This is a genomic window from Acinetobacter sp. YH12255 (assembly GCF_013417355.1).
GTDB lineage: Bacteria > Pseudomonadota > Gammaproteobacteria > Pseudomonadales > Moraxellaceae > Acinetobacter > Acinetobacter pseudolwoffii.
Genome location: NZ_VPEC01000014.1, coordinates 1 through 20,229, shown reverse-complemented (window position 1 = coordinate 20,229; position 20,229 = coordinate 1). Strand labels below are relative to the sequence as shown.

The following is a 20,229-nucleotide window of genomic DNA, read 5'->3' as shown; positions in this document are numbered from 1 at the left end:
GTAAAAAGCTACTTGAGTAAGCCTGATAGTGGTCATTATATTAACTCTATACGCACTTTTGAGATGATAGTTCTATTTGCTTTAACTCAATAATGATCAGATTCTGATGTTTCAGTTGGGTGCAGCAGAAAAAATCATTCAAGAATGCAGGATATCTTATTAACGTAAATTTATCTTCAGGTTTTCTATTGCTCATATCTAATTAAAAAAACCAGAACTGATTTTAAAGACTGATTCTGTAGTGCGAAATGAGTGATTTAAAATCATAAATTAAACAGGTTCTTTTACTCTATTTTGATTAAAAAAACTTGATTGACTAGTTAAACAAGAAAGCTGTTTGAGTTACTGAAAAAGCAGCTGCTTTATAAAAAAGAAAAATTCGCTATACAAAATAAATGGAGATTTTAATGGAACAGGTCGTTCAAATCGAGCAAATCTCGACGCATGTGGCGATGGTTAAAATTCATCGGCCTGAAGCAAAAAATGCCTTGAATACAGAAGTGCGTCAGAAACTTGCTGCTGCTTTTTTACAACTCAATGATGATGAAAATATCCGTGCCATTATTCTCACTGGGGGCGAAACAGATTTTGCAGCGGGTGCCGACTTGAAAGAATTGGCCACTGCTGAAACCATCCAGATGATGCAGCGCCGTACCGAACGTTACTGGCAGGCGATTGCACAATGCTCTAAACCTGTCATTGCCGCAGTCAATGGTTATGCGCTGGGTGGTGGCTGTGAACTGGCGATGCATGCTGACATTATTATTGCCGGAAAAAGTGCCCAGTTCGGTCAACCTGAAGTGAAAGTGGGCGTGATGCCGGGGGCAGGGGGCACTCAACGTTTATTTCGTGCAGTGGGTAAATTTCATGCCATGCGTATCATCATGACCGGTTGTCTGATACCTGCACCGGAAGCTTATCAAATTGGTCTGGTCTCTCAAGTGACCGAGGACAGTGAAACCCTTGCAACTGCCATCAAGATGGCCGAAGGTCTGGCAAAAATGCCGCCAATTGCACTGGAACAAATCAAGGAAGTGGCATTACTGGCCGAAGATGTGCCGCTCAATGCTGGACTTACCCTAGAACGTAAGTCTTTCCAGATGCTGTTTTCTTCAGAAGATCAAAAAGAAGGTATGCAGGCCTTTATCGAAAAACGTAAACCGAATTATCAGGGACGATAAGCATGAGTATTCAGATTCAGAAAATCGGTATTATTGGTGTTGGCACCATGGGTGCGGGCATTGCCCAGATCGCGATTCAGTCTGGGCATGATGTGGTGCTGTTTGATGCCAAAGAAGGGGCAGCCGAACAGGCACAGGACAAACTGGCTAAAACACTGAATACACTGGCCGATAAAGGCAAGTTTAGCCACGAAAAAGCAGCTGAAGATATTGCCCATTTATCAATCGCGCAGCAGCTAGAAGACTTGAAAGATTGTGATCTGATTGTTGAAGCGATTATCGAAAATCTGGAAATCAAGCAAAAGCTGATGCAGCAACTGGAAGCGCTTGTAAAACCGGAAGCCATTCTGGCATCGAATACCTCTTCATTATCGATCAGTGCCATTGCTGCCAATTGCAGTCAGCCGGAACGTGTGGCCGGCTATCATTTTTTTAATCCGGTACCACTGATGAAAGTGGTGGAAGTGATTGAAGGCTTCAATACCCGCGCTGATATTGTGCAAGCCTTGACTCAATTATCTACCAAGATGGGACATCGCCCGGTCAAAGCCAAAGATACCCCAGGATTTATCATTAACCATGCCGGTCGGGCCTTTGGCAGTGAAGCCTATGCCATTCTGAATGAAAATGTCACGCCATTTTATGAGATTGACCGGATTTACCGCGATGGAATCGGTTTCAAGATGGGGCCATTCGAGTTAGGCGATCTGACCGGTATGGATGTATCGCATCCGGTGAGTGAATCGATTTATCATCAGTATTATGAAGAAGCACGTTACCGTCCAAGTGTGATTACCCGTCAGCGTTTTATTGCCAAGCAGTTAGGTCGTAAAACCGGTAAAGGATTCTATGATTACACCTCGGGCAATAAACAGGGTGATGTAATACCAACACTGGTTGAAAAACTGGAGCGATATCCATCGGTTTGGCTAGGTATAGAATATAGCGAAGACCGTCAGGCGCTTGAGCAATATCTACAACAACTCCATATTCAGGTCGAGCAAACTGAAACACCTTCAGCAGATGCCTTAATTTTAATTGCCACTTATGGTGAAGATGCCACTTCCGCCGCTGTCCGTTATCAGGTGGCACCTCAGCAAGTGGTCTGTATCGACTTGCTTTATGGTCTGAATAAACATCGCACTTTAATGCCGACTTTTGTGACCAAGCCTGAACTGATTCATGCCGCACAATCCATTTTCAATCTGGATGGCGTGACTGCGAGCACAATTCAGGAAAGTGTCGGCTTTGTGGCGCAGCGCGTATTGGCAATGATTGTGAATCTCGGCTGTGATATAGCCCAGCAAGGCGTGGCAACGGTAGAAGACATTAATATTGCCGTCAAATTAGGTCTCGGTTATCCATATGGCCCAATTGAATGGGGTGATGTGCTGGGTGCTGAAAAAATTCTGAAAATTCTGGATCGCATGACTGCAATTACCCGTGATCAGCGTTACCGTCCAAGTCTGTGGTTGCGTCGCCGTGTCCAGCTCGGCCTTCCACTTGTCCATACTACACATTAATTAAAAAGTTAAAGGAATAACACTGATGTTAACAGTTTGGCGCACACAGCATGCCGGAAACAGGTGACAATGTTGCAGAAGAATTTGGCATTAGCCGTGAACAGGCAGATACCTTCGCCGCTGCATCACAGGCAAAATATCAGGCGGCGAAAGAAGCCGGTTTCTTTGAAGGTGAAATTACCCCGATTGAAGTTTCACAAGGGCGCAAATTACCACCTAAACAAATTACTGAAGATGAGCATCCACGTGCATCTTCAACATTTGAAGCATTATCCAAGTTAAAACCACTGTTTGAAGGTGGTGTGGTGACTGCGGGTAATGCCTCAGGAATCAAAGACGGCGTTGCAGCACTGATGATCGGCAGTGAAAAAGTTCAGGAACAGTATGGCTTAAAAACCTTTCTCGCATCCTGTCTTCTGCAGCTGCTGGCATTGAGCCACGCATCATAGGTGCAGGCCCTATTGAAGTGATTAAAAAAGCACTACAACGTGCCGGCTTGACGCTGTCTGCAAGTGGCAGATCAATCGGTTTAGGTTTCCTGATTATGGGCGGTGCCTATTTCTTGTGTGGAGCAGTATCCGGGATATTCATCAAAGACCGTCAATACGATCCACAAAAGGCATAATTTCAACTTATAAAAAAGAGCCCGAATACAGGCTCTTTTTTATATTTATCTATTGAAACAGTATTTTTATTTTTTTATTCCTGATCCATTTCTTTGTGCAGATGAATACTTTTTAAACCATCATTTACTTTATTGAGCAGATGAATCAGGGTAACTAGATCATCAAAAGCCAGCTTATTTAAGGCCTGACCATAAAACTCAAAAAAATCATCCTGCAGACTATCCCATGTCTGAAAGCCTTCAGTAGTTAGTGCAACAATTTTAGCGCGCCGGTCCTGTTCACTAATGACCCGCTCCACCAGACCATCACGTTCCAGCCGCTTTAATACTGCATCCAGATTTTGCCGGCTCACGCCCAGATATTCAGTCAGATCAGAAAAGGACATTCCTAATTTAACTTTTGGACGGGACAGGGCACCCAGCACTGCCCAATGCACGGGAGATATTTTTAGCTCATTGAGGCATTTTCGGTCTAGGCTGTTGCCCACCTGAAACAACCGGAAAAAAAGCCGGTTATGAGCAGAATATAAGGATTGATCATATTTTTTTGACAAAGTATCACTCACAATATTGGACATCCTCAAAACTGAAATAGCCGAGCCGCGCAGAGTATAGCCTATCGCTTTTTCGCTTAACTCAGCTTCTATTGTAATTTCTTTTAAAAATCATAGTGTTTTTGCAGAAATTTTCCTATTTAAATTCTGAATCAATCAGTTTTATGGCTTGGAAATCTCTCTTTTTCTCCTCACTTCCATTGCGCTAACTCGCCAAATATCTAAGGTTTTCTTCCTCATTTTAAAGGAATAAATTATCTGTCATGCAAAAGACATAATTTGGTCCTAGAGTAAAGTCAGATTCAAATTAATCTAAAGCAAAAAACCAATATAGGTCAATACATTGAATAAATAAAAATATTAAGTTATTAATAAATATATAAATAATAATTTATAAATATTATTTTATGTAAACATATTGACATAAATTCAATCTCTTTCTATTTTAGATAAAACATACCGAATTAAAACAACAGCCGATTAAATTCGACAACAAAATAGCGTAGGGATGAGCAATGAAAGGATTAAAAGACAAGGTTGTGATTGTGACAGGCGGAGCAGGCGGAATTGGTTCAGCCACCTGCCGACGTCTGGCAGAGGAAGGCGCCAAAGTTGCCATTTTCGATATGAATCTGGAAGCGGCTGAAAAGCTGGCGAATGAAATCAATCAATACGGTCAGGCACTGGCAATTCAGTGTGATATTACCCAAAGTGATGTGGTTGAGCAGGCGGTTCAAAAAACCGAAACTGAACTCGGTCCAATTGATGGACTCGTCAACAATGCCGGCTGGGATATTTTTAAACCTTTTGTTAAAACCAATCCGCAGGAATGGGAAAAACTGATCCAGATTAATCTGGTCGGTATGTTGAATATGCATTTTGCAGTGCTGAAAGGCATGGTTGAACGCAATTCCGGCAGTATTGTAAATATTGCTTCTGACGCAGCCCGGGTCGGTTCTTCAGGTGAAGCAGTCTATGCGGCCTGTAAAGGCGGCTTGTTATCTTTCTCTAAAACGCTTGCACGTGAGCATTCACGTCACAACATCAAAATAAACGTGATTTGCCCGGGACCCACCGATACGGCTTTGCTTGCAGGCGTGACTGAAGGTGCATCAAATCCAGAAAAACTTCGTGAGGCTTTCACTCGTGCTATTCCGTTAGGTCGTTTAGGCCAACCTGAAGATTTAGCTTCTTCGATTGCGTTCTTTTTAAGTGAAGATGCCAGCTTTATTACTGGACAGGTACTCAGTGTCTCTGGCGGTTTAACCATGAGTGGTTAAGTGAAAAGCACACCAACCCATAATTGTTTTCAAGAATTAAACCAAATCAAAAAAATAGTACAGGAAGTTATGAAAATGAATTTTGAAGATATCTTATATGAAGTTAAAAACGGTGTTGCCTGGATCACGATTAATCGTCCGGAAAAAATGAATGCCTTCCGTGGCACCACCTGTGACGAACTGATCAAGGCGTTAAATAAAGCAGGCTATGATCGCAACGTCGGTGCAATTGTACTGGCAGGCGCGGGTGAGAAAGCCTTCTGTACCGGTGGCGATCAGTCTGCACATGACGGTAATTATGATGGCCGCGGCACGATCGGCTTGCCAATGGAAGAGTTGCATACCGCCATCCGCGATGTACCTAAACCGGTAATTGCACGCGTACAAGGCTATGCCATTGGCGGTGGCAATGTGCTGGCAACCATTTGTGATTTGACTATCTGTTCAGACAAAGCCATTTTTGGCCAAGTTGGTCCGAAAATGGGATCGGTTGATCCAGGCTATGGCACGGCATTTTTAGCACGTGTGGTAGGTGAAAAGAAAGCCCGTGAAATCTGGTATATGTGCCGCCGTTATTCTGGTCAGGAAGCTGTGGAAATGGGTTTGGCGAATAAATGCGTACCGGCCGATCAACTGGATGCTGAAGTGCAGGCCTGGGCAGAAGAAATCTGTCAGCGTAGTCCGACTGCCATAGCAATTGCCAAACGCAGTTTCAATATGGATACCGCGCATCAGGCAGGTATTGCCGGCATGGGCATGTATGCGCTGAAACTTTATTACGATACTGAAGAGTCTCGAGAGGGAGTCAATGCACTGAAAGAAAAACGTCAGCCTGAATTCCGTAAATATGCCAAATAAGGAGGCTAATCCATGAAAAAGAATCCTTATATCACTGAAGAACTCGAGTTTTTGGCAGAAACAGCAGAAAAATTTGCCCAAAAATATATTGCTCCCGGTTTTTTGGAACGTGACCAAAGCCGAGTCTTTGACCGTGATCTGGTCAAAAAAATGGGTGAAATGGGCTTTATTGCACCTGAACTGCCGGAACAGTACGGCGGTCAGGACATGGGCAGACTGGCTGCTGGAATTATCCATGAAGCCATTGCCAAAGCAGATTTAAGTTTCTCCTATATCAACCTGCTTGCTTCCCTAAATGGCCAGATTCTGGCTGAACATGGTCAGCCAGAAGTGGTTGAGCCTTGGTTAAAAAAACTCACTGCAGGCGAGGCTATCTTTTCGATTGCCTTGACCGAGCCACGAGGCGGTTCTGATGCAGCGAATTTACGTTTAAAGATTGAACGTGATGGTGATGAATATGTCATTAATGGCGAAAAGACCTCAATTTCTGCGGCTGATCAGGCAGATGCTTCGGTGGTTTTTGGCCGCACTGGTGCCAATGAAGATGGTGCGCATGGCGTGACAGCGCTCTTGGTTCCGATGAACTTACCGGGCATCAGTACCACACGATTTGACTGTCATGGTCAGCGCGCAATTGGTCGCGGTTCAATCTTTTTTGACAATGTTCGCGTACCCGTCAATCACCGTCTAGGGGATGAAAACAAAGGTTTTGTGCAGGTGATGCAGGGCTTTGATTTTTCACGTGCTCTGATCGGTTTACAGGTTTTGGCCGTTGCCCGGGTGAGTCTGGATGAAGCTTGGGAATATGCCGCGCAACGCGAAGCTTTTGGTCAGCCATTGACTGCATTTCAGGGAGTTTCACATCCACTCGCGGAATACGAAACCCAGGTTGAGGCTGCACGCTTACTTTGCCTGCAAACCTTGTGGCTCAAGGACAATCATCTGCCACATACCTCTGAAGCAGGCATGTGTAAATGGTGGGGGCCAAAACTGGCCTATGATGTAATTCATCAATGTCTGTTGACTTTTGGCCATGCCGGTTACGACCGTGGTGTGATGGAACAGCGTATGAGGGATGTACTCGGTTTCCAGATTGGTGATGGAACAGCACAAATCATGAAAACCATTATTGCGCGGCACAAAGCAGGACGTAAGGCTGTACCAGCTTAAGGAAAATAAGCACAGGCCTGAACTAAAATTATAATGAGGAGTAAGCGAATGGATTTCGATGCGGTTCTGATCCCGGCCAGAAAAGAGGCCATGCTCAAACAGGGATACTGGTTAAATCAAACGATTCTTGATTTTTTACGTAGTGCCGTAGAAAAGAATCCGGACAAAACAGCGTTAGTAAGCGTTAAGGTTGAGAATCAAATTGAACAGACTTTCAGCTATCAGCAACTTTGGGACATGACCAATAAAATTGCGCTGGGTCTGAAACAGCTAGGTGTTGAAAAAAATGATGTGGTGTCTTGTCAGTTACCGAACTGGTGGGAATTTACCTTGCTTTACTTGGCTTGTAGCCGTATCGGTGCCGTACTCAATCCGCTTATGCCGATTTTTCGGGAGCGTGAACTGGAATTCATGCTGAAACATGGCGAAGCCAAAGTATTTATCGTACCGAAAAACTTCCGTAATTTTGATCATGAACAGCTGGCAAATCACTTAAAGACTAAAATTGAGACTTTGCAACATGTGGTGGTGGTCAATGGTCTTGAAGAGAATAATTTTGACCGGGTCCTGGTCAATCATGGGCTTGAGCAGGATTCCGCAGCAATTGCAGGCCTGGATCAGCTTGAAGCTCAACCCGATGATATTACCCAGCTGATTTTTACTTCTGGCACCACAGGTGAGCCGAAAGGGGTAATGCATACTGCCAATACCTTATTTTCCAATATTGTACCTTATGCCGAACGACTGCATTTAAATGAAAATGATGTAGTACTCATGGCTTCACCCATGGCGCATCAAACCGGCTTTATGTATGGTCTGATGATGCCGATTGAACTGAATGCCAAAGTGGTGTTGCAAGATGTCTGGGATGTGTCACAGGCAGTAGATTTAATTCACCAGCATCAGGTCAGTTTTACCATGGCCTCTACACCATTCCTGAATGATCTGTCTACCACGGTTGCAGAACAGCATGATCAGGTTGGCAGCCTGAAAACTTTCTTATGCGCGGGTGCACCAATTCCAGGTTCATTGGTGCAAAAAGCACGGGAAACTTTGGGGGTCAAAGTGATTTCTGCTTGGGGCATGACCGAGTGCGGCGCAATTACCACCACACGACCTGAAGATGATGATGAGCGTTCCTTTAATACGGACGGGATTGCTTTTCCCGGTGTAGAGATTAAAATTGTCAATAAGGCGGGAGAAATTAAACCGCTGAATGAGCCTGGACGCTTAATGATTCGTGCCTGTTCAAGTTTTGGCGGTTATTTAAAACGTGCCCATTTAAATGATACCGATGCAGATGACTGGTTTGATACCGGAGATATTGCCTATCAGGATGAACAAGGCTATATCCGTATTTGGGGGCGCAAAAAAGATGTGATTATTCGCGGTGGAGAAAATATTCCGGTGGCAGAAATTGAATCATTGCTTTATAAACACCCGAATATCGCCGTCGTGGCGCTGGTCGCTTATGCCGATGAACGGCTCGGTGAACGAGCCTGTGCCATTATCAAGCTCAAAGATCCAAGTCAGCCTTTAGAACTAAGTGATATCGTCAGCTTTTTGAAAACCCATAATCTGGCGATGCAGTATATTCCAGAACGTTTGGAGATTTGGGAAGATATTCCAATGACACCGTCTGGAAAAATCCAGAAGTTTAAACTTCGCGAGCTGCTGGCCAGTCATATTGCATCATCCAGTTAAGCCCCATTGATCTATAAAAACAAACTCCTGAAATGTATTCAGGAGTTTGTTTTTTTATTGTTTGAAATGAAAGGCGAAGCTTTAAAGCTGATTTATCTGGTTACTTTAATCGTTTGAGTAAAGCCTCAGCTGTTGCAGCAGAAGATGCCGGATTTTGTCCGGTAATGAGCAGGCCATCTTCTTTAACATGTACCTGCCAGTCTTCAGCTTTCGAGTATTTTCCGCCATTTTCTTTTAGCATGTCCTCAACCAGAAATGGAACAATCTCGGTCAGACCAACAGCGTCTTCTTCGCTATTACTAAAGCCAGTCACAGTCTTGCCTTCTACAATTGAACGGCCTTCAGCATCTTCGACATGTCGAAGGACACCCGGCGCATGACAAACCAATGCCACAGGTTTATTTGCCTGCAAAGTCCGCTCAATCAGGGAAATAGAGTTCTGATCTTCGGCCAGATCCCATAAAGGCCCATGACCACCTGGATAGAATACTGCATCAAAATCATCAATCGAGACTGTACTTAGTTTCTGGGTATTTGCCAGTGCTTGCATCGCTACCTCATCTGCTTCAAAACGCTGGGTCGTTGCCGTTTGTGCATCCGGTTCGCTACTTTTCGGATCCAACGGTGGCTGACCTCCCTGAGGAGAGACCAGGGTGACTTCTGCACCGGCATCGATAAATGCATAATAAGGTGCTGCAAGCTCTTCCAGCCAGAAACCGGTTTTCTTGCCGGTATCACCCAGCGTGTCATGTGAGGTCAGAACAATCAGAATTTTCATATTATTTTCCTGTATTTGTTTATAGATAATGCAAGTCATCGGCTGTTAATTTAACTAATTTAACAAGTCACAGGCGTCAGCAATGTTCTGATACGTTCAATTGCTGTATCGAGATGTTGTTATTCCGATTTGATTCAACTGATTCCGGATTCATTCCAGATAGTATTGAATTAACCAAAACAACTGATTTAAACGCCAAGATAGGCTATCTGCCCATTAACAGTTCTTGCTGTACATCGGCCTGTTTACGCAAAAAGTCCCAGACCAGTTTAATCCGGGGCTCATGTTGCAAATCTACCAGCGTCAGCATCCAGAAGGTGTGGGAAAAACTGACTTGATCACTGAGAACCTCTTGTAGCTCGGCTTTTTCATGGGCAATAAAACGTGGCAAAATCGCCAGTCCGGCACCGGCACTGACTGCAATCTGCTGAGCCAAAATGCTGTTACTGCGAAAGCAGGCAGTCACTTGCAGCGGTAAACGTTCTAGCGAATACAACGCAGAGCTATAGACCAGATCATCAATATAATCGACAAAACGGTGCTGAGTTAAATCTTCTATCCCTTTGATGGGGGGATTTTGCTGTAAATAATCTTTACTGCCATACAGCTTTAAACAGTAGTTGGACAGCCGGGTAATGATATAGGGGCCCGATTTGGGCCGGTCAATCGCAATTACAATATCGGCTTCACGATGCGAAAGTTTGATCGCTTTCGGCACCGGAATCAGGTCAATGGTCAGTAAAGGGTAGTGCTGGGAGAACTCGGCCAGTAAGCGCGCTAAAAATGCCGTACCAAAACCTTCTGGTGCACCAATCCGCACCCGGCCTTGCAAGGGATCGTTGCGTTTGTCAATCTGGATAAAGGATTGTTCCATCAGTTCCACACGCGGCACCAATGCCAGACCTTCCGAGGTCAGCTCATACCCTGTCGCTTCGCGTTTAAACAGTTGAGTACCCAAGGTGTTTTCCAGCGCCTGAATCCGCCGTGCCACGGTACTGTGTTCCACCCCAATCAAGCGTGCTGCATTGGTGAGCGTTTTGGCACGTGCCAAAACCAAAAAGAAACGTAAATGATCCCAATCTACTTTCATCTTCTATTTAACATCCTGTTAAATCCCTGTGCATATTTGCACATCTATCGTGCATCAATTTCTATTGGTGGTCAAAGTGTTCTTTGTTAGTCTGCTGAAACAGCGTAAAAATAATACGTTTAAAACAGCCAGTAAAGGCAGACACAACCACAATAACAAACCAGCACGGAGCGACCATGAACGCCATTCATCATCCACAGCAAAGTACCGGATTCACCACCGCAAAACTCCTCATTAATGGTGAATTTGTCGAATCAAAAACCAGTCATTGGCAAGATATTATCAACCCTGCCACTCAAGAAGTTTTGGGTCAGGTGCCATTTGCAACTGCAGAAGAAGTCAATGCCGCGATTGCTGCCGCACAAAATGCCTTTGCCAGCTGGCGCCAAACCCCGATTCAGGCACGTATGCGGATTATGTTGAAGCTGCAGGATCTGATTCGTACTAACTTAAAAAGTATTGCCCAAGTATTAACGGCGGAACAGGGCAAAACCCTGGCTGATGCCGAAGGTGACATTCAGCGTGGCTTAGAAGTGGTGGAGCATGCCTGTTCTATTGGTTCACTACAAATGGGTGAATATGTTGAAGGTGTGGCACGTGGGGTCGATACCTATACCTTGCAGCAACCACTCGGTGTTTGTGCGGGAATTACGCCGTTTAACTTTCCGGCGATGATTCCACTGTGGATGTTCCCGATGGCGATTGTCTGCGGTAATACCTTTGTCTTAAAGCCCTCTGAACAGGATCCGCTATCGACCATGATGCTGGTGGAACTGGCAATTGAGGCAGGCGTACCTGCTGGTGTGCTGAATGTAGTGCATGGCGGTAAAGAAGTGGTGGATCTGCTGTGTACCCATCGTGACATCAAAGCCATTTCCTTTGTCGGTTCAACCGCTGTGGGTACGCATGTCTACAATCTGGCCGGCCAGCACGGTAAACGTGTACAGTCGATGATGGGCGCGAAAAACCATGTCGTGGTGATGCCGGATGCCAATAAAGAACAGACCTTAAATGCGTTGGTCGGTGCAGCATTTGGTGCAGCCGGTCAGCGTTGTATGGCGCTTTCGGTGGCCGTGATGGTCGGGGACACCAAGCACTGGGTCGATGAACTGGTTAATAAAACCAAAACTTTGAAAGTTAATGCAGGCCATGAACCGAATACTGATGTTGGGCCAGTGATTTCGACCCGTGCCAAAGCGCGTGTCATCGACTTAATTAACAGTGGCGTTGAACAAGGCGCTGAACTGCTGCTGGATGGTCGTGATGTGAATGTTCAGGGTTATGAAAAAGGCAATTTTGTCGGACCAACGATTTTTAATCAGGTCACGACCGATATGCGCATTTATCAGGAAGAAGTATTTGGTCCGGTACTGGCGATCATACATGTTGATACTTTAGAACAAGCGATTGAGCTGATTAATGCCAATCCATTCGGTAACGGCGTTGGACTCTTTACTCAAAATGGCAATACTGCACGCACATTCCAGCACCAGATTGATATCGGTCAGGTCGGTATTAACATTCCAATTCCTGTACCTGTGCCGTTCTTCAGCTTTACCGGTTCGCGTGGTTCAAAACTGGGGGATTTAGGTCCTTATGGCAAGCAGGCAGTGCAGTTCTATACCCAGACCAAAACCATTACCAGCCGCTGGTTTGAAGATGATCAGGAAACCACAGGTGTCAATACCACGATTAGCCTGCGCTAAGGAGCATCAGCATGAAGATTGCATTTATTGGTTTGGGCAACATGGGTGGCTCGATGGCGCAGAACCTGCTCAAGGCAGGGCATCAGGTTTTTGGTTATGACTTGAGTGAAGTCGCTTTACAGCATTTTGCCGAAGCGGGTGGTATCGTTTGTGACAGTCCACAAGCGGCCGCAAAACAGGCAGATTTTGTGGTCAGCATGTTACCTGCAGCCAAGCATGTACGTGAAGTTTATCTCGGTGAGCACGGTATTCTGAACGTGCTTCAGGCGGGCAGTTTGTGTATCGACAGCAGTACCATTGACCCGCAAACCATTCAGGAGGTTGCTGCAGCAGCGCAGGCCAGACAAATTCGTGTCTGTGATGCGCCAGTCTCTGGCGGGACTTTGGGCGCCAAAGACGGAACTTTGACCTTTATGGTGGGTGCAGACGATGCCACCTTTGAGGCCGTAAAACCGGTCCTCAACTGTATGGGCAAAAATCTGGTGCATTGTGGCGCTGTAGGAACAGGACAGGTCGCAAAAATCTGCAATAACCTGATTCTGGGTATTTCCATGACCGCCGTTGCAGAAGGCATGGCACTTGGAGCCAAACTGGGAATTGATCCGCAAGCACTAGCCGGGGTAATCAATAGTTCCACCGGACGTTGCTGGAGTTCTGAAATCTATAATCCTTGGCCGGATATCTGTGCCAATGCACCGTCATCACGGGGTTATACCGATGGTTTTGCAGCACAGCTGATGCTTAAAGATTTGGGCCTGGCTGTCGATGCAGCGCAACAGGTGGACCAACCGGTGGTTCTGGGTAGCATGGTGCAGAAACTCTATCAACAACTGTGTCAGGAAGGCGATGCTCATCTGGACTTCTCCAGTATTATGCATCAATACACCACGCCAAATGCTTAATACTTAAAATATCCAGATGGAGCAAGGATTCGCTTCATCAACAATACCTTGTCAGTAATAACGATAAATTCAGGCTGAGGTTTAACATGTTAGATTATCAAAAAACAATTGAAAATTTTGATTTAGATGCAGTGGCAAAGCAGTATCTGTCCGGTTCGATGCAGGCGCTGAACGCCTGTTATGAATGTTGCGACCGCCATGCTGACTCCGATGCAATTGCTTTACACTGGTACGGTAAAGATGGCCGCAAAGAACAGTATAGTTTTCGCGAACTCAAGAAATATTCCAGCCAGTTTGCCAACTTTTTAAAATCTCAAGGCATTGGCAAAGGCGACCGCGTTTCCGGATTATTACCGCGGACTCCAGAGCTGATCATTACCATTTTAGCGACCTGGCGGATTGGTGCAGTGTATCAACCTTTATTTACTGCCTTTGGTCCCAAAGCCATTGAACATCGCATTCAGCTGGCGCAAAGCAAGCTGGTAGTGACTGATCTGGCGAATCGGGAGAAACTATCCGATCTTAGCGCTTGTCCCACGATCGTCACTGTACATGTCGAAACCGAGGCAGAGCGTTATCCACAAGACCTCAGTTTTTGGACGGTGTTAAACCGCCAGGCTGAAGGTTGTGAACTGGAAATGCTCAGTATCGATGAGCCATTTTTATTGATGTTTACCTCTGGAACCACTGGACCGGCCAAGCCCTTAAAAGTTCCACTTAAAGCCCTGATTGCTTTTGCCGGCTATATGCACAATGCCATCGGTCTAACCGAAAATGATGCTTTCTGGAATATTGCTGATCCGGGCTGGGCTTATGGCTTGTACTATGGGATTACCGGCCCGTTATTGCTCGGACACTCGACCCTGTTTTATGAGGGTGGTTTCAATGCCGAAAGTGTCTGCGACATTGTCAAGCAATATGGCATTACCAATCTGGCCGGTGCGCCGACCGCTTACCGCATGATGATGGCAGCAGATGCTGAACAGATGGCACAGCTACGGGGCAAGTTGCGCGTGGTCAGCAGTGCTGGAGAACCTTTAAACCCGGAAGTGATCCGCTGGTTTAAAGAGGTGCTGGATGTGCCAATTTATGACCATTATGGCCAGACTGAAGTCGGGATGGTGGTGTGTAATCATCATGCGCTGCAACATCCGGTCCGTTCAGGTTCGGCAGGCTTTGCCAGCCCGGGTTACCGGATTGCAGTCGTCGATGAACAAGGTCATGAATTAACGGCTGACGTTCCGGGCGTCCTGGCAGTGGATATCAGTCAATCACCCATGATGTGGTTCTCGGGTTATGAAGAAAGCCGTAAATCGCCCTTTGTTGGACATTACTATTTAACCGGTGATACCGCGGAAATTCATGCTGATGGCAGTATGAGCTTTGTTGGACGTAGTGATGATGTCATTACCACCTCAGGCTATCGCGTGGGGCCATTTGATGTGGAAAGTGCCTTGCTGGAACATGATGCGGTAATCGAAGCAGCAGTCATTGGCGTGCCTGATCCTGAACGTACCGAAGTGATTAAAGCCTTTGTGATTCTGGCGAATAACTTTGCAGCTTCATCTCATCTGGAAGAAGAACTAGGCCAGTTTGTGAAAAAGCGTTTGTCTGCGCATGCCTATCCGCGCCTGATTGAATTCGTCACAGAATTGCCAAAAACCCCGAGTGGCAAGATTCAGCGTTTCTTACTGCGTAATCAGGAAATCAACAAGCAGCAGGTAAAGACCGCATAACTAGCCAAAGCCAGCAGATTGAATAAAAATATTAAATAAAGAGATTGAAGGAAGCATCCATGCAATTTACGGAAGAGCAACAACTGATTCAGGATATGGCCAAAAGCTTCGCTCAGGAACAGATTAAACCTTTTGCCGGCGAGTGGGATCAAAAAGGCATATTTCCTAAACAGACCTTGTCTCAAATGGGTGAGCTAGGTTTTTTAGGCATGCTGATTCCAGAAGAGTGGGGCGGTTCAGGTACAGGCACGCTGGCTTATGTACTGGCCCTCGAAGAAGTGGCAGCGGCAGATGGTGCAACGTCCGCCATCATGAGCGTACACAACTCGGTGGGTTGTGTGCCGATTCTCAAGTTTGGAACGGAACAGCAAAAGCAGCAGTTTCTAAAACCTTTGGCTCAAGGGCAAATGATTGGTGCCTTCGCCCTGACCGAACCGCATACCGGATCGGATGCTGCAGCGATTAAAACCCGGGCCGTGAAAGATGGCGATCACTACATTATCAATGGCGCCAAACAGTTTATTACCTCGGGTCATAATGCCGGGATGATTATTGTCTTTGCCGTGACCGATCCAACTGCGGGAAAAAAAGGCATGAGTGCATTTTTAGTGCCGCGCGACACGCCCGGTTATGAAGTGATTCGGGTCGAAGAAAAACTCGGTCTGCATGCTTCGGATACCTGTCAGATTGCTTTAACCGATGTCCGCGTTCATGAAAGTTTAAGACTCGGTGCAGAAGGTGAAGGCTTAAAAATTGCCTTGGCCAATCTGGAAGGTGGACGGATCGGCATTGCCGCACAAGCAGTGGGTCTGGCCCGCGCTGCATTGGAAGAAGCGACTGTTTATGCACATGATCGCGTGGCCTTTGGCAAACCGATTTTTGAACAGCAGGCGATTTCGTTCAGGCTGGCCAGCATGGCCACCGAAATTGAAGCGGCGCGACAACTGGTCCATTTTGCTGCACGTAAAAAGGAAGCAGGTGAAAGCTGTTTAACCGAAGCCTCTATGGCCAAACTCTTTGCTTCGGAAATGGCAGAACGTGTCTGTTCCAAAGCGCTGCAGATTTTTGGCGGTTACGGTTATCTGAAAGACTTTCCGATTGAACGCATTTATCGCGATGCGCGTATTTGTCAGATTTATGAAGGCACCAGCGATATTCAGCGTCTGGTAATTGCACGTAGTTTATAATTTTAAAGGGATTTTTATCATGCAATGGCAAACTATTTTACTCGAACAGCGTAACGGGGTCGGGCTGATTACTTTAAATCGTCCACAAGCCTTAAATGCCTTGAATAATCAATTGATCGTTGAAGTGAATCAGGCGCTGGATCAGCTGGAAAAAGACCCGCAGATTGGCTGTATTGTCATCACTGGTTCGGAAAAAGCCTTTGCTGCAGGTGCAGATATCAAAGAAATGGCAGATTTAAACTTTCCGCAAATTTATCTGGATGATTTTTTCAGTCTGGCCGACCGGATTGCCCAGCGCCGTAAGCCCTTAATTGCTGCGGTGAGTGGCTATGCCTTGGGCGGTGGTTGTGAATTGGCCTTAATGTGCGATTTTATTTACTGCGCTGATAATGCAAAATTTGGTTTGCCTGAAGTCACTTTAGGGGTATTGCCCGGCATTGGCGGAACGCAACGTTTAACCTTGGCGATTGGTAAAGCCAAAGCCATGGAAATGTGTCTGACTGCACGTCACATGGGCGCGCAAGAAGCCGAGCAAAGTGGGTTAGTGGCACGTGTCTTTGCCAAAGAAGAGTTACTAGAACAAACTCTGCAAGCTGCCGAAAAAATTGCTGAAAAGTCGCTTACGGCCGTGATGATGATTAAAGAATCAATTAATCGGGCTTTTGAAGTCAGTCTGGCCGAAGGTCTACGCTTTGAACGACGGATATTCCATTCCATTTTTGCCGGTGCTGATCAAAAGGAAGGCATGCAGGCTTTTGTCGAAAAACGCCCAGCCAAATTCACCCATCAATAAAACAAAAATAGGAAAATAAAATGAGTGATGAAAATAATTTAGCGATTCGGGTACAAGGACGTTTAGGCATTATCAGCCTGGACCGCACCAGTCATTTAAATGCCTTAACCCTGCGGATGATTCAAGGGATTCAGTCACAACTAGATCAGTGGCGCCATGATCCAGCGGTGCAAGCGATTCTGATCAATTCTAACAGTCCCAAGGCATTCTGTGCCGGAGGAGACATCCGTTATCTGTATGACAGCTATCAGGCAGGCAATACCCAATATCAGGATTTTTTTGCCACTGAATATAGCATGCTGAGCACACTGCGCAATTTTCCAAAGGCTGTCATCGTGATGATGGATGGTTATGTTCTGGGCGGTGGCTTTGGTCTGGCTCAAGCCTGTCATATTAAAGTGAGCAGTGAAAAATCACGCTTTGCCATGCCAGAAACCGCGATTGGATTTTTCCCGGATGTGGGAGCCACCCACTTTCTCTCCCGACTGGATGATGTAGGCATTTATATGGCGTTGACAGGGGAGCAGATCAGCAGCAGTGATGCGCTCTATCTGGATCTGGTCGATTATCATGTACCGAGTGAAAATTTTGCTGAACTGGAAACCGCATTGATTGCTGCACCGGTATTAAATCAGATTGAAATCCAAAAAATCATCAGTGCGTACATTACCCATCCGGTAGAAAGCGAGTTGCAAAAACGTGCAGATCTGATTAGTCAGCATTTTGGCCATCCAAACCTCGATGAGATCGAACAGAGTTTGGCACATGCAAGTAGCGCCACCGATCAGGAGTGGGCCAATAAAATGCTGGTCATCTTGCAGCAACGTCCAGTCATGGCCAAGCAAACGAGTCTGAAGTTACAGCAGGCCGGACAAAACTTATCGCTGGAAAAATGTATGCAACTGGAGCGAGATCTACAGGATGTCTGGTTGGAGCAAGGCGACTTTATTGAAGGTGTACGTGCACTGATTATTGATAAAGATAAAAATCCACAATGGCAAACCGATAATTCGAAATTTGAAAAAACGCTGGAAAAACTCTGGCCGGTTTGGACTCAACAGCGCGTAGAAAATACATATTAAAGATTCAGATTAAAAACCCTCTCATACGCAGTAATGAGAGGGTTTTTCGCCGAGCTTTCAACATAGGATTTTACCCTAACTTCCTATTATTAATGGGATTTTTTCCTTTTCTTACCACCGCCATCTTGCTTGTTGACAGTAGACCAGGCAATACGTTCGGCTTCCTCCTCAGAATGACCGCGTTCTTTTTCGCTTTCTTCAATATGTTCGGCCTGCCGTTTTTGTTTATCGGTATAGGCTGATTTGTCACCTCTAGGCATATTGCTGTCCTCATCAAGGTTGGCTGAAATTACTATAACAATGACCTGTTTCTATGGCGGTAAATATCTGTCATGTATTTGTTGAAATTATTTTATAAAACCAGCATCTTTTAAGTGATAGAAAACCTGAAGAATAAATGAATGAAGATAACGGTTCTCACTGACTGTTATCTTCAAATTCTAATTAACCGTTAATGATACTGCCTCCATTAACATGAATGACTTGACCGGAAATATAACTGGCTTCTTCACTCGCTAGAAATAAATACGCTGGTGCGACTTCACTAGGCTGGCCCATCCGACCCATGGGTGTCTGTTTACCGAACTCTTTGAGCTGTTCTTCATCAAAACTGCTTGGAATGAGGGGAGTCCAGATGGGGCCGGGTGCTACGCCATTGACCCGGATCCCGGTTTTATTTTTTAACAAACTGGTGGAAAGACTGCGGGTAAATGTGGTGATGGCACCTTTAGTACTTGAGTAATCAATCAGTTCATCATGTCCATGATAACTGGTAATACTGGTGGTATTAATAATGCTGTCACCTTCTTGCATGTGCGGAATCACAGCCTGAGTCAAGTGAAACATCGACAAAATATTCACATTAAAGGTCTTAAAAAGTTGCTCAGGAGAAATATCGCTAATACTTTTCTGCGGATATTGAACCCCGGCATTATTGACCAGAATATTAATGGTTTTAAATTCCTGAAGCGTCTGCTCAACCATTTTCTTGATTTCATCTTGATCTTGTAAATCACACTTGATCAGTAAACAACGCCGTCCTGCATCCTCTACCATCTTTCTGGTATCTTGAGCATCCTGATCTTCATCCAGATAACAAATCACAATATCAGCACCTTCACGGGCAAACAAGACCGAGACTGACCGACCTATACCGCTATCGCCACCTGTGATCAGGGCGATTTTACTTTTAAGTTTATCGCTACCTTTATAATTCGGTTTGATGACTTCCGGTGCAGGATCCATTTTGGTTTGCACACCAGGTTGATGATCTTGAGTTTCAGTTGAAGCAGGGGTTTCAGGATAGTTATTCATGTTTTCCTTTTCTCTGTACAAAGTTTAGAAATATCTTAGAGGCTTTCTAGCTTTATGCATTCGGTCTCAACATTTAATAACAGAATGCATTATACCGCCTATGGTTTACAGCATTCTATCTCTCACATTTTGAGCAACCATTTCTATCAGAGTTTTTATGTCCTTTTAGGATATGGCTCTAGATTTAATTAAGCATCTAAAATTATTGAATAAATTAATAATTATGATATTCATCAAAATTTATCTGATTAATAAATAGCAGAAAAATGCTTTAGATAAGGATAGGCCTTTACCAAGTTTGGCAGGGTCAATAAATATATTAGCAAGAAGATACACCAGTAAAATTACATGAAGGTGTTGAAGCAGCCAAACTAACATGATCACACTAAATGTAATAGCTGACGTAATAGTGCATGAGAAATTTCATTTGAAAAAAAGGAAATATGAGATTCACCTCATTAAGATTTTGAGGCATATCTCTATAAAGAAATGAGCTGTTGAGATTAAAAAGTAATGAAGCTGAAAATTTCAAAATTAACTTTTATGAACAGTAGAAGATAGATGAACTTAAAGTATCATGTACTCAACTTAACATAATATACATTATACGAAATCAGTCTGTAAGCCCAAAATAGAAATGTCCGGTTTCTCCAAAGTAAAAATGTCCGCTTTTAGAATATGCACTTTTGCGATTATTGAAGCGGACGGTTTGATATGTTGGTGTCTATGTCGGATAAAGAACTTAA

17 protein-coding genes and 1 pseudogene are annotated in these 20,229 nt (G+C 44.9%); 13 read left to right on the top strand and 5 right to left on the bottom strand.

The annotated features are described in order from the left end of the window. Positions 1-407 precede the first annotated feature (407 nt). The 3 genes and pseudogenes from FTV30_RS07850 to FTV30_RS07840 all read left to right on the top strand — a co-directional run. Positions 408-1,181, top strand: a complete 774-nt coding sequence (locus FTV30_RS07850) for an enoyl-CoA hydratase (RefSeq protein ID WP_180001373.1) — start codon at positions 408-410, stop codon at positions 1,179-1,181. A gap of 2 nt (positions 1,182-1,183) precedes the next feature. Beyond that, positions 1,184-2,704: a 3-hydroxyacyl-CoA dehydrogenase gene (locus tag FTV30_RS07845; RefSeq protein WP_180001372.1), complete on the top strand. Its 1,521-nt coding sequence runs from the start codon at positions 1,184-1,186 to the stop codon at positions 2,702-2,704. A 32-nt stretch (positions 2,705-2,736) separates the two neighbouring features. After that, positions 2,737-3,209, top strand: a pseudogene (locus tag FTV30_RS07840) (3-oxoadipyl-CoA thiolase); the annotation flags it as partial. A gap of 194 nt (positions 3,210-3,403) precedes the next feature. On the opposite strand, the gene FTV30_RS07835 reads toward FTV30_RS07840, so the two are convergent. Then, on the bottom strand, positions 3,404-3,895 hold the full coding sequence (locus FTV30_RS07835) for a MarR family transcriptional regulator (protein WP_180001371.1): 492 nt from the start codon (positions 3,893-3,895) through the stop codon (positions 3,404-3,406). 503 nt (positions 3,896-4,398) lie between these two features. On the opposite strand from FTV30_RS07835, the gene FTV30_RS07830 reads away from it, so the two are divergent. The 4 genes from FTV30_RS07830 (at position 4,399) to aliA (ending at position 8,895) form a co-directional block, all read left to right on the top strand. Beyond that, entirely contained in the window at positions 4,399-5,163 is a 765-nt protein-coding gene (locus tag FTV30_RS07830) for a glucose 1-dehydrogenase (protein ID WP_180001370.1), read from the top strand. A 75-nt stretch (positions 5,164-5,238) separates the two neighbouring features. After that, entirely contained in the window at positions 5,239-6,021 is a 783-nt protein-coding gene (gene badI / locus FTV30_RS07825; RefSeq protein WP_101162355.1) for a 2-ketocyclohexanecarboxyl-CoA hydrolase, read from the top strand. A 12-nt stretch (positions 6,022-6,033) separates the two neighbouring features. Then, positions 6,034-7,191 carry a cyclohexanecarboxyl-CoA dehydrogenase gene (aliB, locus tag FTV30_RS07820; RefSeq protein ID WP_180001369.1) on the top strand — a complete coding sequence of 386 codons (1,158 nt, stop codon included), beginning with the start codon at positions 6,034-6,036 and terminating at the stop codon, positions 7,189-7,191. A gap of 48 nt (positions 7,192-7,239) precedes the next feature. After that, the gene (gene aliA, locus FTV30_RS07815) at positions 7,240-8,895 is read left to right on the top strand and encodes a cyclohexanecarboxylate-CoA ligase (RefSeq protein WP_180001368.1); all 1,656 of its coding nucleotides are present in this window, start codon (positions 7,240-7,242) and stop codon (positions 8,893-8,895) included. Between the two features lie 100 nt (positions 8,896-8,995). Here the strand turns inward: aliA and FTV30_RS07810 are convergent, their stop codons facing one another. After that, positions 8,996-9,673, bottom strand: a complete 678-nt coding sequence (locus FTV30_RS07810; RefSeq protein ID WP_180001367.1) for a type 1 glutamine amidotransferase domain-containing protein — start codon at positions 9,671-9,673, stop codon at positions 8,996-8,998. Between the two features lie 205 nt (positions 9,674-9,878). Continuing rightward, positions 9,879-10,763 carry a LysR family transcriptional regulator gene (locus FTV30_RS07805; RefSeq protein ID WP_159138126.1) on the bottom strand — a complete coding sequence of 295 codons (885 nt, stop codon included), beginning with the start codon at positions 10,761-10,763 and terminating at the stop codon, positions 9,879-9,881. A 176-nt stretch (positions 10,764-10,939) separates the two neighbouring features. Between FTV30_RS07805 and FTV30_RS07800 the strand changes: the two genes are divergently transcribed. The 6 genes from FTV30_RS07800 (at position 10,940) to FTV30_RS07775 (ending at position 18,169) form a co-directional block, all read left to right on the top strand. Beyond that, a complete protein-coding gene (locus FTV30_RS07800) occupies positions 10,940-12,469 on the top strand; it encodes a CoA-acylating methylmalonate-semialdehyde dehydrogenase (protein WP_180001366.1) in 1,530 nt (509 codons plus the stop codon). A gap of 11 nt (positions 12,470-12,480) precedes the next feature. Further along, a complete protein-coding gene (mmsB, locus tag FTV30_RS07795) occupies positions 12,481-13,371 on the top strand; it encodes a 3-hydroxyisobutyrate dehydrogenase (protein ID WP_180000090.1) in 891 nt (296 codons plus the stop codon). An 86-nt stretch (positions 13,372-13,457) separates the two neighbouring features. After that, positions 13,458-15,107, top strand: a complete 1,650-nt coding sequence (locus FTV30_RS07790) for an AMP-binding protein (RefSeq protein WP_180001365.1) — start codon at positions 13,458-13,460, stop codon at positions 15,105-15,107. Positions 15,108-15,166: 59 nt separating this feature from the next. Beyond that, on the top strand, positions 15,167-16,294 hold the full coding sequence (locus tag FTV30_RS07785) for an acyl-CoA dehydrogenase family protein (RefSeq protein ID WP_005096876.1): 1,128 nt from the start codon (positions 15,167-15,169) through the stop codon (positions 16,292-16,294). 19 nt (positions 16,295-16,313) lie between these two features. Continuing rightward, positions 16,314-17,087 (top strand): enoyl-CoA hydratase, encoded by a 774-nt coding sequence (locus FTV30_RS07780; protein WP_005096874.1) that lies wholly within the window; start codon positions 16,314-16,316, stop codon positions 17,085-17,087. 20 nt (positions 17,088-17,107) lie between these two features. Next, on the top strand, positions 17,108-18,169 hold the full coding sequence (locus FTV30_RS07775) for an enoyl-CoA hydratase/isomerase family protein (RefSeq protein ID WP_005096872.1): 1,062 nt from the start codon (positions 17,108-17,110) through the stop codon (positions 18,167-18,169). Positions 18,170-18,258: 89 nt separating this feature from the next. Here the strand turns inward: FTV30_RS07775 and FTV30_RS07770 are convergent, their stop codons facing one another. Then, positions 18,259-18,429 (bottom strand): hypothetical protein, encoded by a 171-nt coding sequence (locus FTV30_RS07770; RefSeq protein WP_005096870.1) that lies wholly within the window; start codon positions 18,427-18,429, stop codon positions 18,259-18,261. Between the two features lie 184 nt (positions 18,430-18,613). Next, positions 18,614-19,483, bottom strand: a complete 870-nt coding sequence (locus FTV30_RS07765) for an SDR family oxidoreductase (protein ID WP_074382801.1) — start codon at positions 19,481-19,483, stop codon at positions 18,614-18,616. Positions 19,484-20,229 lie beyond the last annotated feature (746 nt).